Source organism: Microbacterium sp. NPDC008134 (assembly GCF_042957055.1).
Lineage (GTDB): Bacteria > Actinomycetota > Actinomycetes > Actinomycetales > Microbacteriaceae > Microbacterium.
Genome location: NZ_JBIBHO010000001.1, coordinates 622,383 through 647,051 on the forward strand (window position 1 = coordinate 622,383; position 24,669 = coordinate 647,051).

Genomic DNA, 24,669 nt, shown 5'->3' on the forward strand with positions numbered 1-24,669 from the left:
TCTGCACTGATCTCGGACGCTTGTGGCGGAAGCATCCGAAATGCGTGCAGATCTGCGAGATCGTGACCGCCCGGACTCAGGTGCTGGCGGGCTTCTCGCTCCACACCAGCAGGAATGCTCCGAGCCCGATCATCATGCCGCCGCCGGTAGCCGACATGGTCGAGAGGCGGCGCGGTGAGCGGCCGAACCAGTCGCGTGCGGCGCTCGCGAGCAGCACCCAGATCGCGTCGCAGCTGACGCCGATGGCGACGACGATGACGCCGAGCACGAAGAGCTGCAGGGGGACGGAGCCTGCGTGCAGGTCGACGAACTGGGGGAGGATCGCGAGGAAGAAGGCGATCGACTTCGGGTTGGTGAGCCCGACGACGAAGCCCTCGAAGAGTAGCCGGGTTCCGGACTTCCGTGCGGCGGGAGCGGATGCCGTCGCCGCTGCGTCGTGTCGGTGGCGGATCGCCTGGATGCCGAGGAACACCAGGTAACCGGCGCCGAGCACCTTCACGATCGTGAAGAGGATCGCCGATTGCGCGATTACGGTGCCGACGCCGAGCGCGACGGCGAGCACCAGCACGATCGATCCGACGGCGGTGCCGAGGATGCTGAGGAACCCGCCGACGCGGCCGAGTGCGATCGATCGACCGATCGTGAAGAGCACGGTCGGGCCGGGGATCACGACCATCACGAAGGCTGCGACGACGAACGCGAGCAGCGTCTCGGGAGCGAACATGAGCCGATCTTAAAGGCATATTGGCATGCTTTCCACAGATGCGGTTTATGTGTCTTCACATGGGGCGAATTTGTCGTAATCTCGCTGTCGAGATCGGAGGTTCGAATGGTTGATGATGGATGGTCGGTATCGCCCGAACAGGTGTCGGTGGTGCTGCAGAACGTGGACGTTGCGGGGGAGCCACTGGGGCAGGACGTCAAGACGGCTCAGACGCTCGCAGAACGACGGACAGACCTCATGGCGAGCGGTCGGGCAGAGATAGCGAATGCCTGGGACGAGTTTCTGGAGGCTCGCTCGCTGGTGCCCGGGATGCTGATCGATGCCGTGACGTCGGCGGCGGCCTCGGTTATCGAGGGTACGCTCGCGATCGTCGCAGGCGACGAAGCGATGGCGCAGGAGTGGCGGGGGAGCCATCCCGAACTCTTCGAATCGGCGGACAGCAAATGAGCGCATTCGTGGCACACACGCTCCGGGACGTTCCGTCCTCAGCGGCGATGTCGACTCTCGGAACCGACTCTGACTCCCTTGGCGTCTCGGTAGCGGGACACATGGAAGCTGTGACTACTATGTGGTCCGCGATCGACGGTGCGTTGACCATCATCCCTGACGGTAGCCCCTCGAGCGCGCTTGAGGAGCCGCTGGCCTCTGCAAAGGATTTCGCAGAGGCGATGACGCAAGTGAAGTCGGCGCTGGTCAACGCCGCGGGGGAAACGTTCGCCAAGCTGGAGCAGACACGCGCAGAACTCCAGGGCACTATTCAAAACTTGAACGATCGCCACCGGTCGCACTCACTCATCCTCGACGAGGAGATCGCGAAGTACGTGGCTGATCCAGAGAACGATCCGACCATCAACGGGCGTAATCACCCCGAAACGGATGCCTACGATACAGCGAAAGTGAATCTTGGTCTGCTCGACGAAGAGGCCGCGCGCCTCGCTCTCGCCGTTGACCTTTTCCATCGCGACCTGGCGCAGGCAGAGCAAGACCTCGCAGATCAAATTCGGAAGATATCCGGCGGCGATGAGGTCACTCGTCGTGACGGAAGCCGGGTGACCACGTCGCAGACGGCGTGGGGCCTTTTCCCGCCGGTTCCGTCAGCTGGTCCAGGGCAGGCCCCAAGATCGGTGTCGCTCGATGATTATTTCGGCCTCGCGATCGCCCGCGCGACAGCGGAACGTATCGAATGGTTCGCTTCCGCGACTGATAAGGATCTGACGGATTGGCTAAGTTCTCATCCTGAGTTCTTCGCGACCGTCGGATTCATCCCCCCGGCGGAGGCGAAGGCACTCTACGACCGGCTTCAGTCGCGATCGACGCAGGATCCCACCGGCGCGTGGGTAACGGGCCCCCTCGCGGCGCTGTGGCACCGTGCCCCGGCATCAATCGGCAACCTCAACGGGATACCCGCTACGACGCGCGCAAGCTTCGGCGCACAAGAACTTCAACGTCTGCTCGGCGACCCGAGTCTCACCGACGATCAGCGCACAAAGCTCAATCTCCTTCTTGATGAGACGACAAAAGGCTCCCGAGTTCTCTCCCTGTTCCTTGACGCGGATGGCCAAGTCCGCGGATCGCTTTTCGTCGGAGACCTTGACGCTGCTGACCAAATCATCACCGTGACTCACGGCATCGCGACCGACTTTGGGGCGATGGACGAGTGGGGGACGATCGCAAGTGATCTCGCGGGTATGACTAACGAGCAACTCCGGCTTCGCGGAATCGATCCATCGACGGCTGTCGTCCTTTTCATGGAGTGGGATTCCGGCGAATGGAACACGGTCCAGGGAATGAACAGACCGATTCTGGGCGCGGATCGAGAAGCGGCCCTAGTTGCTGGAATGCGCTTCGTGAACCCAGAGGCGTGGCAAGAGGGCTGGGCTCATTCGCTTGGTACGACCATGACCACGACGAATCAGACGCACAACCCCGGAATCTTCGATCACCTCACGCTATTCGGGTCGGCGGGCATCACCGAGGTCTCGGCGAGGTTGCTTGAGACTCAGATCGCGGATGGCACTGTCTCCGTTTCCGCTGCTTCTTCTGGACTCGATCCGATCGCGTGGATGGGTCGAACCGATCTTTCGATGCATCCCGTTGACCCGAAGACTGTCGAAGGGGTCGAAGAGATCGGGGCGCACGGTGGCGTGGTTGAGGACTACCTCACAGTGGATGGGCAGGAGGTGAGGGGAGTCGCGACGCAGGGCCACAACGCAGGCCCCTCGGCGGAAATCCTCTATCGCATTCATAGATCGCCCTATTGGCATCTCGGGCTCATTCCCGATGACAGCGTCGGGTATCTGGACCCGCGCTCTGAATCGATGCTGCAAGCAGTCGCCGATTTCGCCGAGCGTGCCGAGGAGCGCCAGTGAGAAAGGCAAGACGACGAGATCGACGCCGTGCGCGGGTGGCACTCGCACTTGTCTTGATAGGAGGAGTATTCCCCATGACCGGTTGTGCCCCGACGGGCTTCTCTCTTTACGAGCATGCTCGTGAGACCAACCTCACGATGAAGCAACAAGTGGCTGACCTGCAGTTACACATCTTTGACGGCGAGTGGACTGTAGGAGAGTACGGCGATGTGCCGAATAGTTGCGGATCTAACGGCTATAACTTCTACGTTCAGCGCGGTACGCCGCTCGACAGCGATTGGCGGATGTCGGCGCCAAGTGCTCAGGACATGGCAGACGAACTGATGGAGTGGCTCGAAAGTCGCGGCTGGACGAGCGTCACCCGGCAGGCATACTCGACGGGCGTGTCCACCGTCACCGTCGAGGCCGAGAAGCGCTCGAGTTACGTCGAAGACCTACTCGTCATGATCTCCAGCGGCGTGGAGAACGACATCGTGACGATCCGTGCCACGAGCACATGCGAGGACGGAGATCGTTGGGAGCTTAGGGAACTGATGTTCCCGGACAACCTCTTTGAGTACGAGGTCATTGGGCGAGAGCATCCGTCGGCGGAGCCGAAGTTCGGCATGGCCACGCCGACGCCTGGACCATGACGATTTCGGTGTGGGGTGAGTCTGGAATCGCCAAGGTGGGATGTCCATACTCACCACCTGTGGATAACTTCTGTGGGCGTCGATCGTTCTCGGGCACACTGTCCCAGTGCGCATGTTCCGAGACAGGTCCGCAGAGCTGACGAGGCGGACGAAGGTGCGAGTCTTAGCTCTCGTCGTTGTGACGATAACCGTGCTTCTTTCGTCATCCGGTTGTGCCAACGCGAGCGATGACCTGTACGCAGAAGCTCATAAAGTAAACGCCGCGATGAAGGCAGAGATCTCGTCGCTTCAGTTGCACATCTTCAATGGCGAATGGGACGTGGTCGAGTACGGAGACATTGCGGCTTCGTGCGGGAGCGGCTATCGCTTCAATCTTCACCGCGCTACCCCGCTAGGGGCTGAGTGGCGTCTACCGAGGGAGAGCATTCGAGCTCAGGCCGATGACATCGTGAGGTGGCTCGAAGAAAAGGACTGGAGAGGAATCGTGAATCGGTCTTACCCAACCGGTCTAGGTACGGCGACGATTGAGGCTTCGAAGCCTGCGGCCCATATCGACGATCTGCTGGTGAAGATTTCGACTGGGAAAGTAGCGGATGGAATCAGCGTAAGAGCCACAGGCGCATGTGAGCCCGGTGACATTGAAGAGTTGGACGAGTTGATGTTCCCCGATGGATTCTCGGGCAACACTTTCCCGCCGACGGAGCACCCGACCGAGACGCCAAAGTTCGGCATGTCGACGCCGAAGCCTGGATCGTGAGCGACGAGAGAGTGCGCTCGCTCGTGAATCCAGAGAACACGTCAGCACTGCCGCCGATGCCGAAGACCAAGCGCGACAAAGCCGAGACTTTCGGCGCGATCGTGGTGTTCACGCCGCTGGTCGTCACCGGTCTCTCGTTCTTGATCATGGCCGTGCCGGTTGTCGGCATCATCGGCATCTCGACCTTCCTGTACTTCTCGCTGGCATGGTGGATCGTCGGTCTGGCTTCCTTGTTCGTGCTGTTCCTCGCGCTGTGGGGCAATCGTCAGGTGGCGCTGTACGGCGCTCTCGGAATGCTCGAATCGTTAGTGCTCGGTATGATCTGCTCGCACTTGCCTGGCCTATGAACGAGGCAACCGAACCCGAACAGCCCGGTTCCGCGCAGCCCTATGTCGCGAACACGGCGCAACGAGACCGAGCAAGGTCTGCGGCATGGGGCTCGATGCTCGCGGCATTCTGCCTGTGGCTGGCATTCCCGCTCTGGACGGTCTGGTCCGTGTACCTGAACTTCGTGCCGATATGGCAGTACCTGCAGTACGGTGTCTCGGTCGTGCTCGCCGCGTTCATCTACAAGAACGTGCACTTCCGGACGCGGTTCGGCTCGCTCCCCACGAAGATCTTCGGCGCGTTCGGCGCACTCGCTATCGCCGCGCTCGGCCCTGTCCTTCTCCTCTACATGCTCGAACACCCCTGGGGCTGGTCATGACCAGTTCGTCCTTCGTGGCGGAGCGTTAGCGCTCGGCAGCGGACCCGTCCGTCCCTTGAACTGATCGAAACACGCACACGTCGCGGTCAACCGATCTCCGCTGCCTACATACCCAGCCACACGGAGAACATCACTCCAGATTCGATGAGCCCGATCGCTCCTCCTACGATGCCGCCGGGGCTACACCGCTTCACACCGAAGATGATCGAGATCAGACCACCGAGCGTCCACACCCACCAGTGGGTGGCCAGGACCCACCAGAACAGCAAGCCTGAAAGTCCGATGACCGGGATGAGGAGCGCGACGAAGCCCGCCGCCAAGAGAAGCACGGGGCTGAGGGCAACCCAGAGCCCCAGGATGGATGCGCTCCGCGCGGGATTGACGTGCCGGGCGACCGGAGGACGTCCGCGCATTCCCGCGAAAGGGTCGAGCGGTGTCGAAGCGGACGGCATCTCAGAGGGGGTTTCGCTGGTCACCGAGAAAGTGTGCCAGCGATCGCGGGACGGCCCGGGAGTTATCCACAGACCCCACCCCCACAACGAAATCCATGATGCTAGCCGTTGGCATATCGGTCTGGCAATGGCATTCTCCGATTCATCCGCGCTCCTTATATTCAGCAGTACACACACGAACACTGGAGCCCGTCATGACTGCACGAACCCGCACACCAGATGGCTCCGACACGGATGCGGGCCAGCCCGAGCCGTCGTACGAGCGCGTCGACCTCGAGCGATACGTCGTGCTGCACGACGGGCCTATCGGCTACGTCGAAGCCGTCGCCCCGGTGTTCGTCTGCTACGTCGGCCACCCGTATCCCCGCGCCGTCGAGGTCGCGCAGGTGCACGACTTCCACCACGCCGTGCGCATCGTCGAGATCGCCGCGACATCTGCAGCACCTAAGATCACCGGATGAGCCTCGAAATCTGGCCGGGTACGCCATACCCCCTGGGAGCGACCTACGACGGACAGGGCACGAACTTCGCCCTGTTCAGCGAGTGCGCCGAGAAGGTCGAGCTGTGTCTCTTCGATGCCGAGGGCAACGAGGAGTGCATCGAGCTGACTGAGGTCGATGCCTTCGTCTGGCACGGCTACCTTCCCGCCGTGCAACCGGGGCAGCTCTATGGTTACCGCGTGCACGGTCCCTACGATCCGGCCGAGGGCCAGCGCTTCAACCCGAACAAACTTCTCCTCGACCCCTACGCCAAAGCGGTCGCAGGCGACATCGCCTGGGGCCAGTCGCTGTTCGGTTACGACTTCGGTGACCCAGACTCCCGCAATGACGAGGACTCCGCGGCCGACATGGCGAAGGGCGTGGTCATCAACCCGTTCTTCGACTGGGCGGGCGACCGTCTGCTCAAGACGCCCTACGCGCAGACCGTGATCTACGAGGCCCACGTGAAGGGCCTCACGATCCAACATCCGGACGTTCCCGAAGACCTGCGCGGCACCTACGCCGGTATCGCGCACCCGGCCATCATCGACCACCTCACCCGCCTGGGCGTCACAGCGATCGAGCTCATGCCGGTGCACCAGTTCGTGAACGACTCGGTGCTCCAGGACAAGGGCCTCTCCAACTACTGGGGCTACAACACCCTGGCCTTCCTCGCGCCGCACAATGAGTACGCGTCGAACGGTCAGCAGGGCCAGCAGGTGCAGGAGTTCAAAGCGATGGTGCGCGCCCTGCACGCGGCCGGCATCGAGGTCATCCTCGACGTGGTCTACAACCACACCGCCGAGGGCAACCACATGGGGCCGATGCTCTCGATGCGCGGCATCGACAACCAGGCCTACTATCGGCTCGAAGAGGACAAGCGATACTACACCGACTACACGGGCACGGGCAACAGCCTCAACGCCGGCAGCCCACATGCTCTGCAGCTGATCATGGATTCGCTGCGCTACTGGGTCACCGAGATGCACGTCGACGGCTTCCGCTTCGACCTCGCCTCGACCCTCGCCCGCGAGTTCTACGACGTCGACCGGCTGGCGGCGTTCTTCGAGCTCGTGCAGCAGGACCCGATCGTGTCGCAGGTGAAGCTGATCGCCGAGCCGTGGGATGTCGGCCCCGGCGGTTACCAGGTCGGCAACTTCCCGCCGCAGTGGACCGAGTGGAACGGCAAGTATCGCGACACCGTGCGCGATTTTTGGCGCGGTGAGCCGCAGGCCCTGGGGGAGTTCGCCTCGCGCCTGACCGGTTCGGCCGACCTCTACGAGCACTCCGGTCGTCGCCCCGTCGCCTCGATCAATTTCGTCACCGCCCACGACGGCTTCACCCTGCGCGACCTCGTCTCGTACAACGAGAAGCACAACGAAGCCAACGGCGAAGACAACAACGACGGCGAATCGCACAACCGCTCCGACAACAACGGCGCCGAGGGGCCGACCGACGACGCCGAGATCAACCGACGCCGGGCGCGCCAGCAGCGCAACTTCCTCGCCACGCTCCTGCTCTCGCAGGGCGTGCCGATGATCGCGCACGGCGACGAACTCGGGCGCACGCAGGGCGGCAACAACAACGGCTACGCGCAGGACAACGAGATCACCTGGGTCGATTGGGATGCCGCCGACGGGCCTCTCATCGAGTTCACCGCGGCGGTGGCGCGACTGCGGCACGAGCATCCGACGTTCCGGCGCAGCCGCTTCTTCGACGGCCGCCCCGTGCGCGACGAGGACGGCGGGCGCGTGCCCGACGTGGTCTGGCTGCGCCCCGACGGGCGCCCGATGAAGCCCGAGGACTGGGACTCCGGCTTCGGGTTGTCGGTCGGGATGTTCCTCAACGGCTCGGGCATCCGCGAGAAGGACGTGCGCGGACGCCCCGTCACCGACGTCAACTTCCTCGTCTACTTCAATAGCGGGGATGCCGCGGTCGACGCCGTGCTGCCGCATGCGCGCCTCGCGAAGGGCTGGGAGGTCGTCGTCGACACGGCGGGGCAGACCGTCGAGGGCGCGGCCCTGCGGCCCCGCGACGATCTCACCCTCGAGGCGCAGTCCTTGCTGGTGCTGCGTGAGCGTCCCGAGGCCGAGATCGATCTCGACGACTCGGTCGAGGCGTCGCTGCGCATCCAGAGCGAGCACGCCGAGGCATCCGATTCCGGCGCGACGACGGGCGCCACGACCGAGACCGCGACCGACACCACCGGTGAGGACCGCGGATGACCCGCCGCCCGGTCTCGACGTATCGCCTGCAGATCACCTCGCGCCTCACGCTCGACGACGCCGCGGAACTCACCCCGTACCTCGCCTCGCTGGGGGCGGACTGGGTCTATCTCTCGCCGATCCTGGCGGCGACACCCGGCTCGGACCACGGCTACGACGTCGTCGATCCCTCCCGCATCGACCCGAGTCGCGGCGGCGCCGAAGGGCTCGAGCGTTTCGCGGCCGCCGCGCGCGCCCACGACCTCGGCATCCTGATCGATACCGTCCCCAACCACATGGGCGTCTCGGTGCCGCGCGCGAACCCCTGGTGGTGGGACGTGCTGCGTCTGGGGCGCGCATCGCGCCACGCCGTCGCCTTCGACATCGACGCGCGGCAGAGCGACGGGCGTGTGCGGTTGCCGATTCTCGGCGCGCAGCCCGAGGAGGTGCTCGCGGCAGGCGACCTGGTGGTCGACCCGACGCCGCAGGCGGATGCCCCCGACGGCACGCTCTCCTACTTCGAGCACATCCTCCCGCTGGCCCCCGGCACCGCCGCGCTCGCCGATGACCTGCCGGCCCTGCTCGCCGCGCAGAACTACGAGCTGCGGTTCTGGGAAGACCAGAACACCGAGCTGAACTACCGCAGATTCTTCGCGGTGTCGGAGCTCGCCGGCATCCGCGTGCAGCTCGACGACGTCTTCCGCGAGTCGCACCGCGAGATCGTGCGCTGGATCACCGACGGTCTCGCCGACGGCCTACGCGTCGACCACCCCGACGGCCTCGCCGACCCGGGCGGGTACCTCGAGAAGCTGTCGGATGCAACGGGCGGGGCGTACACGCTGGTGGAGAAGATCCTCGAACCCGGTGAGGCCTTGCCCGACTGGTGGCGCACCGACGGCACCACCGGGTACGACGCCCTCGGCGAAATCGACCGGGTGCTCATCGACCCTGACGGCGTCGGCGCGCTCGACGCGCTCGACGCCCGACTGCGCGCCGACACCGGCCTGCCGGACGGCGCGAGCTGGCACGACCTCACGCACCGGACCAAGCGGCTGGTCGCCGACACGATCCTGCGATCAGAGGTGCGTCGACTCGTGCACGCTCTGCCGTTCGGTGTCGTCGACGCCGAGGACGCGCTCGCCGAGATCGTGGCCTGTTTCCCGGTGTACCGGTCGTACCTTCCCGCGGGCCGCGAGCATCTGGAACAGGCGCTCGCCGAGGCATCCGCTCGCCGTCCCGATCTGGCGGCCGCGATCGCCGAACTCGCCCCGCTGCTCGCCGACCCCGCGCTCGAAGTCGCCGAACGGCTGCCGCAGGTGAGCGGTGCGGTGATGGCGAAGGGCGTGGAAGACACGGCGTTCTACCGCTTCACGCGCCTCGGCACCCTCACCGAGGTCGGCGGCGACCCGTCGATCGCGGCGGTGACCGTGGAGGAGTTCCACGCCGCGCAGCAAAACCGTCTCGCCGCCTGGCCGAACTCGATGACGACGCTCTCGACGCACGACACCAAGCGCTCCGAAGACGTGCGGGCACGGCTGTCGGTGCTCGCTGAGGTGCCGCAACGATGGGCCGAGGTGCTCACCGAACTCCGTGCGATCGCATCGACCGGCCACGGCCCCCTCGACTCCCTGCTCTGGCAGGCGGCGGTCGGCGCGTGGCCCATCACCTCGGAACGCCTGCGCGACTACGGCCTCAAAGCGGCGCGCGAAGCGGCCGAATCCACGACCTGGCAGCACCCGGACGAGGAGTTCGAGCGGGGAGTCATCGCCATCGCGGATGCCGCGAACGGCGCTGCCCGCGCGACCATCGAGGACTTCGTCGCCGAGATCGCCGGTTTCGGCCGGTCCAACTCGCTGTCGGCCAAGCTGCTCCAGCTCACCGGTCCCGGCGTGCCCGACGTCTATCAGGGCAGCGAGCTGTGGGACCTGTCGCTCGTCGACCCAGACAACCGGCGTCCGGTCGATTTCGCCGCGAACGCGCAGCTCCTCGGCGCACTCGACACCGACGTGGCGCACGGGCTCCTCCCGGCGATCGACGGCACGGGACTGGCGAAGATGCTGGTCACCTCGCGCGCCCTGCGGCTGCGCCGCGACCACTCGGAGTCTTTCACGCGGTATCGCGCGGCGGAGGTGGTGGGCGCAGCATTTGCTCACGCCGTCGCGGTCGACCGCGGACGCGTGACCGTCGTCGCGACCCGGCTGCCGGTCGCGCTGGCTCGGCGCGGTGGCTGGGGCGACACGGTGCTGATGCGCCCCGACCGGGCGGCGACCGATGTGCTCACCGGGCGTCGCGTCGACCCCGGCCCGGTGCGCTTGGCCGACCTGCTCGACACCTACCCGGTGGCGCTGCTGATGGAGGAGAGATGATCGAGGTCTGGGCGCCGCGGGCGCAGCGCATTCGCCTGCGGCGGCTGACGGATGCCGGGGCCACGGCATCCGACACCGAGATGACCGCGACCGCCGACGGGTGGTGGCGATCGGATGCGGTGTTGTCCGAGGGAGAGAAGTACGGGTTCCTGCTGGGCGACAGCGACCAGCTGCGGCCGGATCCGCGCTCGCGCCGCCAGCCCGACGGAGTGCACGGCGCGTCGGCGGCGTTCGACCCGGCGACCTTCGCCTGGACGGATGCCGCGTGGACCGGGCGTCCGCTCGCCGGCGGTCTGATCTACGAGCTGCACGTCGGAACGTTCACCCCCGGCGGCACCTTCGACGCGCTGATCGGGCGGCTCGACCACCTCGTCGACCTCGGCGTCACGCACGTCGAGCTTCTGCCGGTCAACGCCTTCAACGGCACCCACAACTGGGGCTACGACGGCGTGCTCTGGTACGCCGTGCACGAGCAGTACGGCGGTCCCGCCGGCTACCAGCGTTTGGTGGATGCCGCCCACGCCCGGGGTCTCGCCGTGATCCAGGACGTCGTCTACAACCACCTCGGTCCGAGCGGTAACTATCTGCCCGAGTTCGGCGAGTACCTGCGCGACGGCCAGCGCAACACCTGGGGCGATTCGGTGAACCTCGACGAGCCCGCCGTGCGCGAGTACATCATCGAGAACGCGCTGATGTGGTTGCGCGACATGCACGTTGACGGCCTCCGTCTCGACGCCGTGCACGCGCTGCACGACGAGCAGCCCGTGCACATCCTGCAGGAGCTGGCCGAACGGGTCGACGCGCTGTCGGCCCACCAGCAGCGCCCGCTGACGTTGATCGCCGAGTCGGATCTCAACGACCCGACCCTCATCCTCCCCCGCGAGGCGGGTGGTTACGGCCTCACGGCGCAGTGGTCCGACGACTGGCATCACGCCATGCACGTGGCCCTGACCGGCGAGACGGCGGGGTACTACGAGGACTTCGCCGCAGCGGATGCCGTCGCCAAGGTCACCCGCGGCGGCTTCTTCCACGACGGAACGTATTCGTCGTTCCGCGGGCGTCCGCACGGTCGGCCTCTGCCGGATGAGGTTCCGTCGTGGCGACTGGTGACGTTCGCCCAGGATCACGACCAGATCGGCAACCGTGCGGCGGGCGACCGGCTCTCGCAGACGCTGTCGCCGGAGCGGCTCGCGGTCGCGGCCGTGCTCACCCTCACCGCGCCGGGCACGCCGATGCTCTTCATGGGTGAGGAGTGGGGAGCATCCACCCCCTGGCAGTTCTTCACCTCGCACCCCGAGCCGGAGCTCGGGAAGGCGACCGCCGAGGGGCGCATCGCCGAGTTCGCGCGCATGGGCTGGGACCCCGACCAGGTGCCCGATCCGCAGGATCCGGCGACGTTCGAGCGTTCGCACCTCGACTGGTCCGAGCTCGACCGGCCGGTGCACTCCCGCCTGCGGGCGCTGTACCGCGAGCTCATCGCGCTGCGCCGTGCGCGGCCCGAGCTCACCGATCCCGACATGACCCGCAATCGCGTCACGGTCGAGGTGAGCGCGGATTCGGCCGGAAACGCGCCCGACGCCCGGGTCTATCGGATCGACCGCGGCGCGCTGTCGGTGCTCGTGAATCTGTCGCCGGAGCCTGCGACCTTCGAGGCGGGCGGCGAGGTGCTGCTCGCGACGGCGGAGGCGGGCATCGCTGACGGCTCGATCACTCTCGCGGCGGATTCCGCAGCCGTCGTCGCCCCTGCCGAGGGCCCGGAGGCCGTCTCGGGGTGAGAAGCTAGAAGGATGAGCACTGCGTCCGTCACCGCCCCGGCCACCCCGCTGAGCGACGACGAGGTGCGACGTCTCCGCGCCGACTTCCCGATCCTCTCGAGCGAGGTGAACGGGCATCCGCTCGCCTATCTCGACTCGGGAGCGACCTCGCAGCGTCCGTTCGCCGTGCTCGACGCCGAGCGCGATTTCGCGAGCCGCTTCAACTCCGCCGTGCACCGCGGTGCGCACACCCTCGCGGCCGAGGCCACCGAGCTCTTCGAAGACGCGCGGGCCACCGTCGCCCGCTTCATCGGCGCCGACGACGACGAGATCGTCTGGACCTCGAACGCCACCGAGGCGCTGAACCTCGTCGCCTACTCGCTCTCGAACGCGTCGATCGGGCGCGGGGGAGCGGCGGCCGAGTCCCTGCGGCTGCGGGCGGGCGACGAGATCGTGACGACCGAGATGGAGCACCACGCCAACCTCATCCCGTGGCAGGAGCTCGCCGCGCGCACCGGCGCGACCCTGCGCGTGATCCCGCTCGACGACGACGGTGCACTGCGCCTCGACGCGCTCGCCGAACACATCACCGAGCGCGCGAAGCTCGTCGCCGTCACCCACGTCTCGAACGTGCTCGGCGTGATCAACCCCGTCGAGCAGGTGATCGCGCGCGCCCGCGAGGTCGGCGCACTCGTGATGCTCGACGCCTGCCAGTCGGCACCGCACCTGCCGCTCGACGTGCGCGCCCTCGACGTCGACTTCGCCGTGCTCTCCGGTCACAAGATGCTCGGGCCCACCGGCGTCGGCGCGCTCTACGGCCGCCGCGAACTGCTCGAGATCATGCCGCCGTTCCTCACCGGCGGGTCGATGATCACCACCGTCACCACCACCGAGGCCGAGTACATGGCGCCGCCCCAGCGCTTCGAGGCCGGCACCCAGCGGGTCTCTCAGGCGATCGCGCTCGCCGCGGCCGTCGACTACCTGACCGAGGTCGGGATGCCGCGGATCGCCGCGCATGAGGCGCAGCTCGGGGCGCGACTGCTCGACGGGCTCGGTGCGATCGAGGGTGTGCGGGTGCTCGGTGCGGGCATCGCGCTGCCGCGCGTGGGGCTCGCGAGCTTCGACGTCACCGGCATCCATTCGCACGACGTCGGCCAGTTCCTCGACGACCGGGGCATCGCCGTGCGCGTCGGGCACCACTGCGCCCAGCCGCTGCATCGCCGCCTGGGCGTGACCTCGTCGACCCGGGCGAGCACCTACCTCTACACGACCGACGCCGAGGTGGATGCCGTGATCGACGGCGTCGCCGCGGCCATCGACTTCTTCGGAGCACGCTCATGACGTCCGGCGACCTGCAGAACCTGTACCAGGAGCTCATCCTCGACCACTCGCGCACCCCGCACGGCTTCGGACTGCGCGGCGAGATCCTCGCGCAGTCGCACCAGGTCAATCCAACCTGCGGCGACGAGGTCACCCTGCAGGTGCACCGCGGGGCCGACGGTTCGGTCGAGGCGATCGCCTGGGAGGGACACGGCTGCGCGATCTCGCAGGCATCCGCCTCGCTGCTCGCCGAACTCGCCGAGGGTCTCTCGGTCGATGACCTCGAGGTGCGCATCTCGGCGTTCCGCGAGGCGATGCGCTCGCGCGGCAAGATCGAGCCCGACGAGGAGCTGCTCGGCGATGCCGCGGCACTCGGGGGAGTGTCGAAGTACGTCGCGCGCGTGAAGTGCGCGATGCTCGCGTGGGTCGCCGCGGAGGACGCGCTGCAGAAGTCGACGCTGGCTTCCTGATCCGTCGCCGTCATCCGGCGACTCATCGGAATACCCACGGGTGGTGGGCGTTGGCCCCTGCATGACCACTATCGGAATCATCGGTGCAGGAAACATCGGCGCCCAGGTCGCACGTGCGGCCGTCGCCACCGGCTACGACGTCGTGATCGCGAACTCGCGCGGACCCGAGACCCTCACGGATCTCATCGACGAGCTGGGTCCGAAGGCGAAGGCGGCGACCGCTGTCGAAGCGGGCGAGGCGGGAGACGTCGTCGTGGTGACGGTGCCGCTCAAGGCGATCGGTGACGTGCCGGTCGAACCGCTCGCCGGCAAGATCGTGCTCGACACGAACAACTACTACTTCGAGCGCGACGGCCACATCGCGGCGCTCGACAAGGGCGAGACGACGACGTCCGAGATCGTGCAGGCGCACCTGCCCACCTCGCGCATCGCCAAGGCGTTCAACCACATCTACGCCGCGGACATCACGACCGACGGCACTCCGGCCGGCACTCCGGACCGGCGCGCCCTCGCGACCGCGGGCGATGAGGAGGCCGTCGCTTTCCTCACGAAGTTCTACGACGAGATCGGCTTCGACACCGTGAACATCGGTCCGCTCAGTGAGTCGTGGCGCGTCGAGCGCGACCGTCCGGCCTACGTCGTTCGGCAGAACGCGGCCGAGCTCGAGGCGAACCTGGCGAAGGCGAATCGCCTGCCCTGAGCAGAGATCGATTTCACCGAAGAGGGCGGATGCTGCGGCATCCGTCCTCTTTTCATGCGGGTGCATATTATTACGGTGGGATACCAAAGTTGGCGAATCGGGTCCCCGAGTGGGAGACTGCCGGAATGACGGGGGCGGGGGCTACCGGCGAACTGGAGTCGGTGCGCGTGACGCGCATACTGCGCGATGACATCGTGCTGGGTCGGCGTGCCCCGGGATCGCGCCTCGTCGAGCGCGACATCGCCGCGGAGCTCGATGTGTCGCGTCTGCCGGTGCGCGAAGCCATCCGGGCTCTCGTCGCGGAGGGCGTCGTCGTCGCCCGGCCGCGAACGTGGGCCGTGGTGCGCGAGTTCACGCACCAGGACATCCAGGACTTCGCCGAGGTGCGTGAGGCGATCGAGACCCTGATCTTCGTGTTCGCCGCCGAGCGCCACGATGAAGACGGCATCGAGCGCATGCGGCTCGTGTACGAGCGGGAGATGGCGGCGGCGCTCGCGGGCGATGCCGAAGGAGCGCGGATCGCGGCGGGCGAGTTCCACGAGATCGCGGCCTATCTCGCCGGCAACGACATGCTCAACGAGCTCATCAGCGTCTTCCTCACACGGCTGCAGTGGCTGTTCGGCCAGCACGACGACCTCGTGGCCATGGCCGAGGAGCACCGCATCATCTACGAGGCGATGGCGGCACGTGATTCCGATGCCCTGCGGTCGCTGATCCCGCAGCACCTCGCGAGCGGGCGTCTCGCGGCCGAGCAGCGGTTGGCGGGCGGCGTCGAGGCCTGAGGTCGGGGTCGCTCGAGGTGGGAGCCTGCAGCCTGGCGTACCCAACTCAGGAAGATCTCGCTCTGTCATCGGTTTCATCGTCGTTCCAGCCCCGCGGGGCGGCGATCTTCCTGAGTTAGTGCCACCGACGCGCCGGGCCTGCGGCCGAGGGCGTGCACAACTCCGGAGAAATCCGGCCGAGGGCCCGAATTCGAGGCTGATCGACGGGGTCGGCGTGATATCTCCGGAGTTGTGAACCGCGTCGACGGCGCGACCGCCGCACATCGCCCTCACATGGGCCCGGCACACCGCTATATTGAGCCTGTTGGGTGTGTTCGCGTTCTCTGGGGAGCGGTATGCGAGGCGTAGCCGTCGTCGTCGGGGGTCTGTTGGTGATCGGGGGAGCGACGGTCGTCGTGCTCGCCGATCAGCAGCGTGCGGCCGAAGTCGCCCAGTTGCACGAGCGCGTCGAGCAGGCCACCGAGCGCCTCGACGACATCGGCGACGAGAACCTGAGCCTCGCCGCGCAACTCACGGCCCTGCGCTCGCAGATCGCCGAGCAGGATGCCGCGCTCACCGACACCGCGGGGTTCATGCAGTGATCCGGCGCGCGATGGCTGTGACGATCGCCGCCGCGATCCTCGTGGGTGGTGCCGCGGTCGATCGAGCTACCGCCCTCGAGGCCGAGCGGGCCGCAACCGCTGCCGAACTGATCGCCGTGACCGAACAGGCGGATGCCTCCGCCGCACGCACCGCCTATCTCGAGGGGGCCGTCGAACGCGCCGAGGAGGATGCCGCCGAGCGCGACGCGGTGCTCGAGGTGCGCCCGGCCTTCGTCGATGAGGTCGCCGCACTGTCGACGGCGTTGGAGGGAGCGGACGGCAAGGTCGACACAGCGGCGCACCGGGCATCCGCTCTGGATGCGCAGAAGACCGTGCTCGCCGAGCGGTCGGACCCCGCTGTGGTCGTCGCGGCCACCGCGACCGTGCACGCTCTCACCGAGAAGGTGGGCGAGGAGGTCGCCGGGTGGCAGGCGGCGCAGATCGCCGCCGCGGGCCCCGCAGGTCCGGCGTGGAGCACGAGCGGACCCGACGGATATGCGCGCGTGCGCGCCGCTCTCGACCAGGTGGGCGGGGCGGGCGTCGGCCTCTACGAGTCGTCGTCGTGCGCGGGCGGTACGGCCCCCGCCTGCGCGAACAGCGGCGGCTACATCAAGTACCGCGCCGACATCGCGAGCTGGAGCACCGGCCGCTTGCAGTGGGCCATGGCACACGAGCTCGCGCACATCTACCAGTTCCAGGTGTGGGGCGCGCTCAACGCCTCGGGGTCCTACCAGTCGTTGTTCGGGGGTGATCCGGAGTTCCTGGCGAACTGCATGGCCGTCGTGCGCGGGTACCCGGGAGATGTCGGATGCACCGGCGATCAGCAGGCGTGGGCCTCGGGCATCTGGATCGGCGCGGTGCGCTGAGACGCCGGTTCAGGCGATCGGCGTGGTCGTGTCGATGGCCTCGCGCAGCGGACCTCGCAGGAACCGCCAGTACCCCGTGGGGAAGAGGCGCGTGAGCACGTCGATGAGCCGTGCCTCGCGGCCGATCATCGTGCGCGCGCGTCGATGCACGGTCGCGCGCACGATGCGCGCCGCGGCGTCGGCGGGTTCGGTGTGGTACATCGCGGCCTGCGCGGCGGCGGCGCGGTCGGCGACGGCCGGGGGGATCGCCGCCGCGTAGCGACCATGCAGGATGATGCCCGTGCGCACTCCCGCCGGATACACCGCGCCGACCGACACCGTGCTGCCGTCGAGCTCGTGCCGCAGGGCCTCCGAGAACCCGCGCACGGCATACTTGCTCACCGCGTACGGGATGCGGCCGGCCGGGGCGGCGAGGGCGTAGACGCTCGCGAGATGTGTGATGTGGGCGGCGGGTGCGGTTCGGAGTGCCGGGAGAAGAGCCTTCGTGATCGAGACCGTGCCCCAGAGGTTCACGTCGGTGAGCCAGCGCATCTCCTCCATCGTGAGCTGGTCGATGTCGCCGAGCATCGACGATCCGGCGCAGGTGATGAGGGCGTTGATCGTCGGGTGTGCGGCGGTGATGTCGGATGCCGTCGCGAGGACCGCGTCGTCGTCGCGCAGGTCGACTACGTGGATGGTGACCGGTGGCGCGCTCGGGTTGCGCGGGCCGGCGAGCTCCGTCGAGAGGGCCTGCAGTGCATCGGCGTTGTGATCGATCAGGGCGAGGTGGGCTCCGGCAGCGTGGAGTTGGCGGGCGACCTCGGCGCCCATGCCGCTGGCAGCGCCGGTGATCACCGTCGTACTCCCGGGCAATGTCAGTGGCCGCATGCATACTCCTCGAGGGCGAGACGAGCGGTTTTCCCCCATTGTGTCCGAGGTTCGGCGCGGGCGATACGGGTACGCTCGAAGGGAGGAGGTTCCGGTGGGACGAACAGCGGATGCCATCGCCGAAGGCGTCGCGATCGCGACCGCTGCGGCGCGCCTCGCGATCAAGAACCACATCCTCGTCGGAACGATCGCCGAGGACGGGATCTTCGACACCGAGAAGTACATCGCCGATGCCCGTGAGGCGCTGCGCGCGATGGCCGAGGAGTCCGAGGCGGCGGCCGAGAACGTCACGGCCCTGCGCAAGCGTGCGCGGGGCCGGCACTCCGACCCGCGCGGCACCCACGACTACCGCGACCGCGACGTGCGCAACCTGCGGCGGCGGGCGAAGCAGTCGAGCGGGGTCGCCGCGAAGCTGCGCGAGATGATGGATGACCCCGAACAGCTCGGCGCGATGGTCGAAGAGGCGCGCGAAGGTGCGTGGTCGGACGTGCGGCACAACCTCGATCGCCGGTTGCGTGTCGAGGGCATGCGTCCCGATCAGGATCCCGACTACTCCCGCATGCGTGAGGCGCGGATGCAGGCGCTGCGTCTCGTCGATCTGCAGGCGTTGTCGTCGCTGCAGCGCGCCAAGGCGAAGCGCAAGAAGAGGCAGGACGAGGCCGACGAGCGAGCGGTCGAGTCGGCCTGAGGGGCCTCGTTTCGCTTTCGCGTCGAGTCTCATGTAGGCTATTCCACGGCCCGCTGAGCGGGCCGGGCGCCCGTAGCTCAATGGATAGAGCATCTGACTACGGATCAGAAGGTTAGGGGTTCGAGTCCCTTCGGGCGCACATCACGCAAAGACCCGGTCAGGAAGAAATTCCAGGCCGGGTCTTCTTCTTTTCGCCTCAGCATTCCGGCCAGGGCGGGCATTCCACGGGCATTCCGTCGCCGAAAAGCGGCCGATTCTGAGCCCCTGTTTGCCCGTTGAACGCTGAGTCGTGGATGAACTCGCTGGTGCCCTTCGGTGCGAACAGAAGGGACTCCGCGAACTCTCCGACACGCTCGGCCATGTGGGCGTCGATGACGTCGGTCATCCAGGTGGGGAGGGTCACGGATCGAACGCCCTTCGCGCTCTTCGGTGGGCCGACGACCCAGCCCTGACCGGTGACGTACTGCGCCTGCCGGGTCACCAGGACGCGGTACCTGCCATCGATCAGAGCGAGGTCGCTGCGACGTAGCGCGCGCCATTCAGAGAGCCGGAGACCGCCGTATGCGGCGATGAGCCATGCTGTCTCCACTGGCCCGAATAGCGCCCGTGTGACTTTCACGGCCACAAATGACACGACACTCGGGTCTATGGTCCGAGGCATCGGCACATACGAGTTCTGGAACGGCATCCCGGGGCCGAGCGGGCCGTTCTCGACGGTTCAGCAGAGTTATGTTTGGACGGAGGAGGTGACGTGGTGAGCCGTCGCGCGAAAGCTGTGGTGATCGTGTCTGCGTTCGCGTTTGTCCTGCTCGCCGCGTGTGGAGTTGCGGCAATGCTGAATCTGGGAAGGAGCCTAGGGGCTGCCGACGTGGCGGGCAGCTGGCGCTTCGAATCTGAAGGGCACAGTATCGAGATCCGCGTCGACGCCGACGGTGGCTTCACCGCTCCTCGATGGCCAGAGAATCTCGGATGTTCGAATGCTCCGTGGCCCTCCAGAGTGGCCGACGTCACTTGGGAACGCACGGTCCGCTTCGAAGGAAGTTGGTCGGTCGACGACATCACCGGACGCGCGATCAATCTCTACGGCGACCCATCGGGAGACTGCTCGATCGTAACCTTGAATGCGTCCCCTGTTCTGGGCGACAACTCGTTGAGTGTCACGCTCGATTTGACGGGAGAGCCTGTTGAGCTCACCTTCTCTCGTCGCTGAGAGAGCAAATAGGGCTACGACAAGGCGGGCAACCGCACCTCCTGGAACGTCAACGGCGCAGAGGCGGGGAACAGCAAGCTGACGGCGGTGTTCGACGAGGCCGGTCAGCTGACGTCGACTACGACGACGGGTGCGAATGCGGGGTCTGCGTCGTACACGTTCGATGGTGCGGGCAACCGGTCGTCGCAGACGGTGAACGGCGCGCAGGCGTCGTTTGGTCATGACCCGGCGGGGCGGTTGTTGTCGACGCAGACCGAGGGCCGGTCGACGTCGTACACGTACTACGGGTTGGATCGTCGCACGTCGGTGACGGATGCCACGGCCTTCGGGTCGGACACGACGTCGACGACGTGGGATGGGCTGACGCCGGTCGCAACCGATAGCGCCCAGCACGGCGTGACGGATCTGTTGCGGGATCCGACCGGTGTGCGCGGCGACGGACCGGAAGCGGTGCTGCTCGTCGCGGTGGATGTTGCCAAGGGGAGTGGCGACAAGCACATCGATGAGCTTGAGTTCGTGTGGAGTGGGGAGAACCGGCGTACGAGCAGTCCGTGCCGCTCGGCCTCGAATACGGCGATGACGGTTGCTCGGTTGTCGTGGGCGTGACCGTGTGCGTGCTGGTTCGCGTGATGGTGCGCAAGACCGGAGTGCCCTGGCAGCTTTTCATGAGCGGGGTGATCGCCGCATCGCTCGGCGGCGCCACGCTCTGGCTGTGGGGCGTCGTCGACGAAGAGCAGATCGGCGGATGGGCGCGTGGCGTGCTGATGCTCATGGCGATGGGGAGTCTGCTCTTCATCGTCGTCGGTCTGGCATGGATGTTCGTTCGCCGTGTCGTCGCGGTCGAGGTTCCGCCGTCGGTGTCGCCGACCGCGGAAGAGGGCGTTCTGGGTCGATGGTGACTCCTGCAACGGGTAGAAAAGAAGACATGGGTGAAGGGAATTCGATCGTCGTCGCGAAGTACGACCAACGGGCGGTGGTCTGGGCTCTCTTCGGTGCAACGTGGAAGACGGTGATCGCGACCGTGGCGATCGCGGGCGTCGCGCTCGGCGTCTTCATCGCGGTGCTGAACGACTTCATCGACCGGCCGCTGTGGCTGGTCTCGACGATCTGCGCTGTGACGCTCCTCATCTTCGTGCTCGTCATGGTCGGCAGCCACCGACGCATCAGGGTCTCGATGCCCGTCGGATCGACGAGCGCGATCTCCGTCACCCAGCACGCGATGGAGCTCGAAGGGCACGGAGGGACATCGCAGTTCGATTGGCGGCAGCTCACCGATGTGAAGCGCTCCGGCGGCGCCGTGTTGTTCCGGATGTCGGGAACGCGCCTCGCGATCCCCGGTCGGATGGTGAGCCCGGAGGCATTCGAGACGATCTTGTCGCGCATCGAAGCGGGGCACGGGGGTGCTCGCCTGCGGCACGCGACGCCCGACCTTCCCAGCGGTGGCGGAGAAAGCGAGAGAGACGAGCCGGGCAGCCGGAGCATCCTTCTCACCACTGACGACCTTCGTGCGATCCGTCACGGGGTATGGGTGCAGTCGGCGCCCATCGTGTGCGTCCTCGGCGTTCTTGGCGGGGGACTCATCGCGGCCGCGGTCGCCGCCCTCCTCCACGGTCCGGGCGTCGCCGGATGGCTCCTTGCCGCCGGATCACTTCTGTTCTGGGGACTCGACGCTGCACTGCTCATCGTCAACGCCCGTAACGTCCGGTCGTCGTGGGTGGTCGGCAGCCGGTACAGCGTCAGGGTCACCGATGCCGGGGTCGAATTCGCGGATGCTTCTGCGAAGTCCCAGACGCGGTGGACGCAGATCTCCCACCTGAAGCAGCGAGGACTGGTCGTCACGATGACGATCAACGGAGTGCCCCAGATCGTCCCGGCACGGCTGATCTCGCCGACGATCTTCGCGCTGATGACGCAGAACCTCGCGAAGGCGTAGCGCGCGAAGACGTTTGGTCTCGCGCGGCGGCGTCTCTCGACGAGAGCGCGTGAGCCTTACTCCACCAGACTCGTGATCGCCGGGTCCCGCCGGGCGACCTCGACTGCGGTCGCGACGATCACCTTGCGCATGGCCGACACGGCGATCGCCGGCGTCACGTCCGAGCGGTGGGCGAGGCTCACGGTGCGGGTCATCATGGGGTGCGACAGCCGCATCGAGCGCAGCTCGGGCCGGTCGAGCAGCACCATGGCGGGCACCACTGCGACGCCGAGGCCGCGCTCGACGAAGCGCAGCACGGCGTCCATCTCGGCTCCGGCGAGCACCGGCACGGGTTCGAGGCCTTCGCTGCGGAACGCGGCATCCGTCGTCGCGCGCAGTTCGTAGGTCTCGTCGAAGACGATGAGCGGCAGGGTCGCGAGTTCGTCGAGCCCGATGGCGGATGCCGTCGACACGGGCGGCTGCGCCGCCGACGACACGACAACGAGCTCTTCGGCGAGCAGCGGCATCCGCGTCAGGCTGACGCCCGCGGGCGGCGGCCCGGCCGACTCGGTGATGAGCGCCATGTCGACCGCGCCGACGGCGACCTGCTCGACGAGCGCGCGCGATCCGGCCTCGCCGAGCTGCAGCTCGACGCCGGGATGGGCGACGTGGAACGCCGCGAGCGCCTCGGCGACGAGACTCATGCAGAGGGTGGGCGGGGCGCCGAGGCGCACACGGCCGCGACGGATGCCGGCCAGCTCGCCCATCTCCTCTTTGATCGCCTCGGCCTCGGCGAGCATGCGCTGCGCGCGGGGGAGCAGGGTCTCGCCGGCGGAGGTCAGGGCGATGTGCCCGCGTGCGCGATGGAAGAGTTCGGCGCCGAGTTCGCGTTCGAGCGTCGAGATCTGACGGCTCAACGACGGCTGCGCGAGGTGCAGCGATTCGGATGCCCGGGTGAAGTGTCCGAGGCGAGCGACCTCGACGAATCCGCGCAGCTGCTCGAGGTTCATGTTCATAGCGTACCTACATGGTTCGAAGAGAAACTATGCATTGGAGTTATTAGGGTGACCTAACTAGCGTCGAAGGCATGAGTACTCGCGAACGTCAGATCTCCACCACGATCCTCGTCATCGGCACCGGCGGATCCGGGCTGCGCGCGGCGATCGAGGTCGCCGAGCACGGCATCGACGTGCTCGCCGTCGGCAAACGCCCCCGTCAAGACGCGCACACCTCCCTCGCCGCCGGCGGCATCAACGCCGCCCTCGGCACCATGGACTCCGACGACACCTGGCAGCAGCACGCCGCCGACACCATCAAGGAGAGCTACCTGCTCGCCAACCCGCACACGGTCGAGATCGTGACCCAGGGCGCCGAGCGCGGCATCCGCGATCTGGAGCGCTGGGGCATGGACTTCGCCCGCGAAGACGACGGCCGCATCTCGCAGCGCTTCTTCGGCGCACACACGTTCCGCCGCACGGCTTTCTCCGGCGACTACACCGGACTCGAGATCCAGCGCACCCTCGTGCGCAAGGCCGAGCAGCTCGAGGTGCCCATCCTCGACAACGTCTACATCACGCGCCTGCTCGTACGCGACAACGTCGTCTTCGGCGCCTACGGCTTCGACCAGGCCGACGGCACGCGCTACCTGATCCACGCGGATGCCGTCATCCTCGCCGCCGGCGGACACAACCGCATCTGGCGCCGCACCTCGTCGCGCCGCGACGAGAACACCGGAGACTCCTTCCGCCTCGCCGTCGACGCTGGGGCCCGCCTGCGCGACCCCGAACTCGTGCAGTTCCACCCCTCCGGCATCATCGAGCCCGAGAACGCCGCCGGCACCCTCATCTCCGAGGCCGCCCGCGGCGAAGGCGGCATCCTGCGCAATGCCCTCGGCGAGCGGTTCATGCCCAAGTACGACCCCGAGCGCATGGAACTCTCGACCCGCGACCGCGTCGCGCTCGCCGCGTACACCGAGATCAAAGAGGGGCGCGGCACCGAGAACGGCGGCGTCTGGCTCGACGTCTCGCACCTGCCGCGCGAGACGATCATGACCCGCCTGCCCCGCGTCTACCAGACGATGATGGAGCTGCAGATGCTCGACATCACGACCGACCCGATCGAGATCGCGCCCACCGCGCACTACTCGATGGGTGGCGTGTGGGTGCGGCCCGAAGACCACCAGACCGATGTCGACGGGCTCTACGCGATCGGCGAGGCATCCAGCGGTCTGCACGGTGCCAATCGCCTTGGCGGCAACTCGCTCATCGAACTGCTCGTCTACGGACGCATCGTCGGGCAGGCCGCGATGGAGCACGCGGCCGGCCTCGACGCGCAGAAGCGATCAGCGGATGCTGTTGCCCGGGCGCGAGCCGAGATCGACGACCTGCTCTCCGCCGACGGACGCGAGAACGTGCGCGCCCTTCAGCGCGCGATCCGCAACACCATGACCGAGCACGCCGGCGTCGTGCGCTCGGAGGAGGGCCTGCGCCAGGGCCTCGCCGAACTCGACCTCATCGAGGGACGCATGGAAGACATCGGCATCCACCCCGACATCGCCGGGTTCCAGGACCTCGCGCACGCCTTCGACCTCAAGGCCTCGGCGCTCGCGGCGCGCGCGACGATGGAGGCGGCTCTGGAGCGTCGGGAGACCCGCGGATGCCACAACCGCAGCGACTTCCCCGACACCGACCCGACGCTGCAGGTCAACCTCGTCTGGTCGCCGACCGAGGGCGTGACGCGTGAGTCGATCCCCGAGATCCCCGAGGAGATCGCCGAGCTCATGCGCGAGGTCGACACGGCGGGCAAGCTCGTCGAGTAGCGGCTTCTGCGG

The 24,669-nt window shown here is 67.1% G+C and carries 27 protein-coding genes and 1 tRNA gene; 23 read left to right on the plus strand and 5 right to left on the minus strand.

Translation table 11 applies throughout. The features are described 5' to 3' along the window. Positions 1-76: 76 nt before the first annotated feature. Positions 77-724 carry a LysE family translocator gene (locus ACFY9N_RS02890; RefSeq protein WP_391476760.1) on the minus strand — a complete coding sequence of 216 codons (648 nt, stop codon included), beginning with the start codon at positions 722-724 and terminating at the stop codon, positions 77-79. Between the two features lie 105 nt (positions 725-829). Between ACFY9N_RS02890 and ACFY9N_RS02895 the strand changes: the two genes are divergently transcribed. The 6 genes from ACFY9N_RS02895 (at position 830) to ACFY9N_RS02920 (ending at position 5,188) form a co-directional block, all read left to right on the plus strand. Next, a complete protein-coding gene (locus ACFY9N_RS02895; protein ID WP_391476761.1) occupies positions 830-1,171 on the plus strand; it encodes a DUF6507 family protein in 342 nt (113 codons plus the stop codon). Positions 1,172-1,272: 101 nt separating this feature from the next. After that, entirely contained in the window at positions 1,273-3,093 is a 1,821-nt protein-coding gene (locus tag ACFY9N_RS02900; protein WP_391476762.1) for a hypothetical protein, read from the plus strand. 74 nt (positions 3,094-3,167) lie between these two features. Beyond that, positions 3,168-3,725 (plus strand): hypothetical protein, encoded by a 558-nt coding sequence (locus tag ACFY9N_RS02905; protein ID WP_391476763.1) that lies wholly within the window; start codon positions 3,168-3,170, stop codon positions 3,723-3,725. 265 nt (positions 3,726-3,990) lie between these two features. Then, complete coding sequence (locus ACFY9N_RS02910) at positions 3,991-4,482, plus strand: hypothetical protein (protein WP_391476764.1); 492 nt, start codon at positions 3,991-3,993, stop codon at positions 4,480-4,482. Further along, on the plus strand, positions 4,479-4,829 hold the full coding sequence (locus ACFY9N_RS02915; RefSeq protein WP_391476765.1) for a hypothetical protein: 351 nt from the start codon (positions 4,479-4,481) through the stop codon (positions 4,827-4,829). The genes ACFY9N_RS02910 and ACFY9N_RS02915 overlap by 4 nt, the downstream gene beginning before the upstream one ends. A gap of 95 nt (positions 4,830-4,924) precedes the next feature. Then, a complete protein-coding gene (locus tag ACFY9N_RS02920) occupies positions 4,925-5,188 on the plus strand; it encodes a hypothetical protein (RefSeq protein WP_391476766.1) in 264 nt (87 codons plus the stop codon). A gap of 104 nt (positions 5,189-5,292) precedes the next feature. Here the strand turns inward: ACFY9N_RS02920 and ACFY9N_RS02925 are convergent, their stop codons facing one another. Beyond that, positions 5,293-5,664 (minus strand): hypothetical protein, encoded by a 372-nt coding sequence (locus tag ACFY9N_RS02925; protein WP_391476767.1) that lies wholly within the window; start codon positions 5,662-5,664, stop codon positions 5,293-5,295. 170 nt (positions 5,665-5,834) lie between these two features. Between ACFY9N_RS02925 and ACFY9N_RS02930 the strand changes: the two genes are divergently transcribed. The 10 genes from ACFY9N_RS02930 (at position 5,835) to ACFY9N_RS02975 (ending at position 17,162) form a co-directional block, all read left to right on the plus strand. Further along, positions 5,835-6,101: a hypothetical protein gene (locus ACFY9N_RS02930; protein ID WP_391476768.1), complete on the plus strand. Its 267-nt coding sequence runs from the start codon at positions 5,835-5,837 to the stop codon at positions 6,099-6,101. Beyond that, positions 6,098-8,344, plus strand: coding sequence for a glycogen debranching protein GlgX (gene glgX / locus ACFY9N_RS02935; RefSeq protein ID WP_391476769.1), 2,247 nt, complete (start codon positions 6,098-6,100; stop codon positions 8,342-8,344). Before ACFY9N_RS02930 ends, glgX begins: the two co-directional genes overlap by 4 nt. Then, positions 8,341-10,689 (plus strand): malto-oligosyltrehalose synthase, encoded by a 2,349-nt coding sequence (gene treY / locus ACFY9N_RS02940; RefSeq protein WP_391476770.1) that lies wholly within the window; start codon positions 8,341-8,343, stop codon positions 10,687-10,689. The genes glgX and treY overlap by 4 nt, the downstream gene beginning before the upstream one ends. After that, positions 10,686-12,464 carry a malto-oligosyltrehalose trehalohydrolase gene (treZ, locus tag ACFY9N_RS02945; RefSeq protein ID WP_391476771.1) on the plus strand — a complete coding sequence of 593 codons (1,779 nt, stop codon included), beginning with the start codon at positions 10,686-10,688 and terminating at the stop codon, positions 12,462-12,464. The genes treY and treZ overlap by 4 nt, the downstream gene beginning before the upstream one ends. A 12-nt stretch (positions 12,465-12,476) precedes the next feature. Then, the gene (locus ACFY9N_RS02950) at positions 12,477-13,784 is read left to right on the plus strand and encodes a cysteine desulfurase (RefSeq protein ID WP_391476772.1); all 1,308 of its coding nucleotides are present in this window, start codon (positions 12,477-12,479) and stop codon (positions 13,782-13,784) included. After that, on the plus strand, positions 13,781-14,233 hold the full coding sequence (gene sufU / locus ACFY9N_RS02955) for a Fe-S cluster assembly sulfur transfer protein SufU (protein WP_391476773.1): 453 nt from the start codon (positions 13,781-13,783) through the stop codon (positions 14,231-14,233). Before ACFY9N_RS02950 ends, sufU begins: the two co-directional genes overlap by 4 nt. A 61-nt stretch (positions 14,234-14,294) precedes the next feature. Beyond that, entirely contained in the window at positions 14,295-14,933 is a 639-nt protein-coding gene (locus tag ACFY9N_RS02960) for an NADPH-dependent F420 reductase (protein WP_391476774.1), read from the plus strand. A 125-nt stretch (positions 14,934-15,058) separates the two neighbouring features. Then, entirely contained in the window at positions 15,059-15,715 is a 657-nt protein-coding gene (locus ACFY9N_RS02965) for a GntR family transcriptional regulator (RefSeq protein ID WP_391476775.1), read from the plus strand. Between the two features lie 335 nt (positions 15,716-16,050). Next, positions 16,051-16,296: a hypothetical protein gene (locus tag ACFY9N_RS02970; protein ID WP_391476776.1), complete on the plus strand. Its 246-nt coding sequence runs from the start codon at positions 16,051-16,053 to the stop codon at positions 16,294-16,296. An 11-nt stretch (positions 16,297-16,307) separates the two neighbouring features. Next, a complete protein-coding gene (locus ACFY9N_RS02975) occupies positions 16,308-17,162 on the plus strand; it encodes a hypothetical protein (RefSeq protein WP_391476777.1) in 855 nt (284 codons plus the stop codon). Positions 17,163-17,171: 9 nt separating this feature from the next. Here ACFY9N_RS02975 and ACFY9N_RS02980 read toward each other — a convergent pair whose 3' ends face one another. Next, positions 17,172-18,029, minus strand: a complete 858-nt coding sequence (locus ACFY9N_RS02980; protein WP_391476778.1) for an SDR family NAD(P)-dependent oxidoreductase — start codon at positions 18,027-18,029, stop codon at positions 17,172-17,174. A gap of 94 nt (positions 18,030-18,123) precedes the next feature. On the opposite strand from ACFY9N_RS02980, the gene ACFY9N_RS02985 reads away from it, so the two are divergent. Both ACFY9N_RS02985 and ACFY9N_RS02990 read left to right on the plus strand, forming a co-directional pair. Next, complete coding sequence (locus ACFY9N_RS02985) at positions 18,124-18,717, plus strand: asparagine synthase (protein ID WP_391476779.1); 594 nt, start codon at positions 18,124-18,126, stop codon at positions 18,715-18,717. A 66-nt stretch (positions 18,718-18,783) separates the two neighbouring features. Further along, positions 18,784-18,856: transfer RNA gene (locus ACFY9N_RS02990), tRNA-Arg, on the plus strand. Between the two features lie 57 nt (positions 18,857-18,913). Here ACFY9N_RS02990 and ACFY9N_RS02995 read toward each other — a convergent pair. After that, complete coding sequence (locus tag ACFY9N_RS02995) at positions 18,914-19,342, minus strand: hypothetical protein (protein ID WP_391476780.1); 429 nt, start codon at positions 19,340-19,342, stop codon at positions 18,914-18,916. 129 nt (positions 19,343-19,471) lie between these two features. Between ACFY9N_RS02995 and ACFY9N_RS03000 the strand changes: the two genes are divergently transcribed. From ACFY9N_RS03000 to ACFY9N_RS03015, 4 genes are all read left to right on the plus strand, one after another. Continuing rightward, positions 19,472-19,927: a hypothetical protein gene (locus ACFY9N_RS03000; protein ID WP_391476781.1), complete on the plus strand. Its 456-nt coding sequence runs from the start codon at positions 19,472-19,474 to the stop codon at positions 19,925-19,927. Between the two features lie 87 nt (positions 19,928-20,014). After that, entirely contained in the window at positions 20,015-20,533 is a 519-nt protein-coding gene (locus ACFY9N_RS03005) for an RHS repeat domain-containing protein (RefSeq protein ID WP_391476782.1), read from the plus strand. After that, complete coding sequence (locus ACFY9N_RS03010) at positions 20,524-20,826, plus strand: hypothetical protein (protein WP_391476783.1); 303 nt, start codon at positions 20,524-20,526, stop codon at positions 20,824-20,826. The genes ACFY9N_RS03005 and ACFY9N_RS03010 overlap by 10 nt, the downstream gene beginning before the upstream one ends. Before the next feature lie 26 nt (positions 20,827-20,852). Next, the gene (locus ACFY9N_RS03015) at positions 20,853-21,860 is read left to right on the plus strand and encodes a hypothetical protein (RefSeq protein WP_391476784.1); all 1,008 of its coding nucleotides are present in this window, start codon (positions 20,853-20,855) and stop codon (positions 21,858-21,860) included. A 56-nt stretch (positions 21,861-21,916) separates the two neighbouring features. Here the strand turns inward: ACFY9N_RS03015 and ACFY9N_RS03020 are convergent, their stop codons facing one another. Beyond that, entirely contained in the window at positions 21,917-22,855 is a 939-nt protein-coding gene (locus ACFY9N_RS03020) for a LysR family transcriptional regulator (protein WP_391476785.1), read from the minus strand. A gap of 71 nt (positions 22,856-22,926) precedes the next feature. Between ACFY9N_RS03020 and ACFY9N_RS03025 the strand changes: the two genes are divergently transcribed. Continuing rightward, the gene (locus ACFY9N_RS03025; protein WP_391476786.1) at positions 22,927-24,657 is read left to right on the plus strand and encodes an L-aspartate oxidase; all 1,731 of its coding nucleotides are present in this window, start codon (positions 22,927-22,929) and stop codon (positions 24,655-24,657) included. Positions 24,658-24,669: the final 12 nt, after the last annotated feature.

Excerpts from the sequence above, each read along its gene's own strand:
- ACFY9N_RS02900 (WP_391476762.1), top strand. The coding sequence starts at position 1,273 with ATGGAAGCTGTGACTACTATGTGGTCCGCGATCGACGGTGCGTTGACC.
- sufU (WP_391476773.1), top strand. The coding sequence starts at position 13,781 with ATGACGTCCGGCGACCTGCAGAACCTGTACCAGGAGCTCATCCTCGAC.
- ACFY9N_RS02890 (WP_391476760.1), bottom strand. The coding sequence starts at position 724 with ATGTTCGCTCCCGAGACGCTGCTCGCGTTCGTCGTCGCAGCCTTCGTG.
- ACFY9N_RS02980 (WP_391476778.1), bottom strand. The coding sequence starts at position 18,029 with ATGCGGCCACTGACATTGCCCGGGAGTACGACGGTGATCACCGGCGCT.
- treZ (WP_391476771.1), top strand. The coding sequence starts at position 10,686 with ATGATCGAGGTCTGGGCGCCGCGGGCGCAGCGCATTCGCCTGCGGCGG.
- ACFY9N_RS03020 (WP_391476785.1), bottom strand. The coding sequence starts at position 22,855 with ATGAACATGAACCTCGAGCAGCTGCGCGGATTCGTCGAGGTCGCTCGC.
- ACFY9N_RS02975 (WP_391476777.1), top strand. The coding sequence starts at position 16,308 with ATGGCTGTGACGATCGCCGCCGCGATCCTCGTGGGTGGTGCCGCGGTC.
- ACFY9N_RS02895 (WP_391476761.1), top strand. The coding sequence starts at position 830 with ATGGTTGATGATGGATGGTCGGTATCGCCCGAACAGGTGTCGGTGGTG.
- ACFY9N_RS02910 (WP_391476764.1), top strand. The coding sequence starts at position 3,991 with ATGAAGGCAGAGATCTCGTCGCTTCAGTTGCACATCTTCAATGGCGAA.
- glgX (WP_391476769.1), top strand. The coding sequence starts at position 6,098 with ATGAGCCTCGAAATCTGGCCGGGTACGCCATACCCCCTGGGAGCGACC.
- ACFY9N_RS02905 (WP_391476763.1), top strand. The coding sequence starts at position 3,168 with ATGACCGGTTGTGCCCCGACGGGCTTCTCTCTTTACGAGCATGCTCGT.
- ACFY9N_RS02930 (WP_391476768.1), top strand. The coding sequence starts at position 5,835 with ATGACTGCACGAACCCGCACACCAGATGGCTCCGACACGGATGCGGGC.
- ACFY9N_RS02950 (WP_391476772.1), top strand. The coding sequence starts at position 12,477 with ATGAGCACTGCGTCCGTCACCGCCCCGGCCACCCCGCTGAGCGACGAC.
- ACFY9N_RS02960 (WP_391476774.1), top strand. The coding sequence starts at position 14,295 with ATGACCACTATCGGAATCATCGGTGCAGGAAACATCGGCGCCCAGGTC.
- ACFY9N_RS02970 (WP_391476776.1), top strand. The coding sequence starts at position 16,051 with ATGCGAGGCGTAGCCGTCGTCGTCGGGGGTCTGTTGGTGATCGGGGGA.
- ACFY9N_RS03025 (WP_391476786.1), top strand. The coding sequence starts at position 22,927 with ATGAGTACTCGCGAACGTCAGATCTCCACCACGATCCTCGTCATCGGC.
- ACFY9N_RS03015 (WP_391476784.1), top strand. The coding sequence starts at position 20,853 with ATGGGTGAAGGGAATTCGATCGTCGTCGCGAAGTACGACCAACGGGCG.
- ACFY9N_RS02965 (WP_391476775.1), top strand. The coding sequence starts at position 15,059 with ATGACGGGGGCGGGGGCTACCGGCGAACTGGAGTCGGTGCGCGTGACG.
- ACFY9N_RS02920 (WP_391476766.1), top strand. The coding sequence starts at position 4,925 with ATGCTCGCGGCATTCTGCCTGTGGCTGGCATTCCCGCTCTGGACGGTC.
- treY (WP_391476770.1), top strand. The coding sequence starts at position 8,341 with ATGACCCGCCGCCCGGTCTCGACGTATCGCCTGCAGATCACCTCGCGC.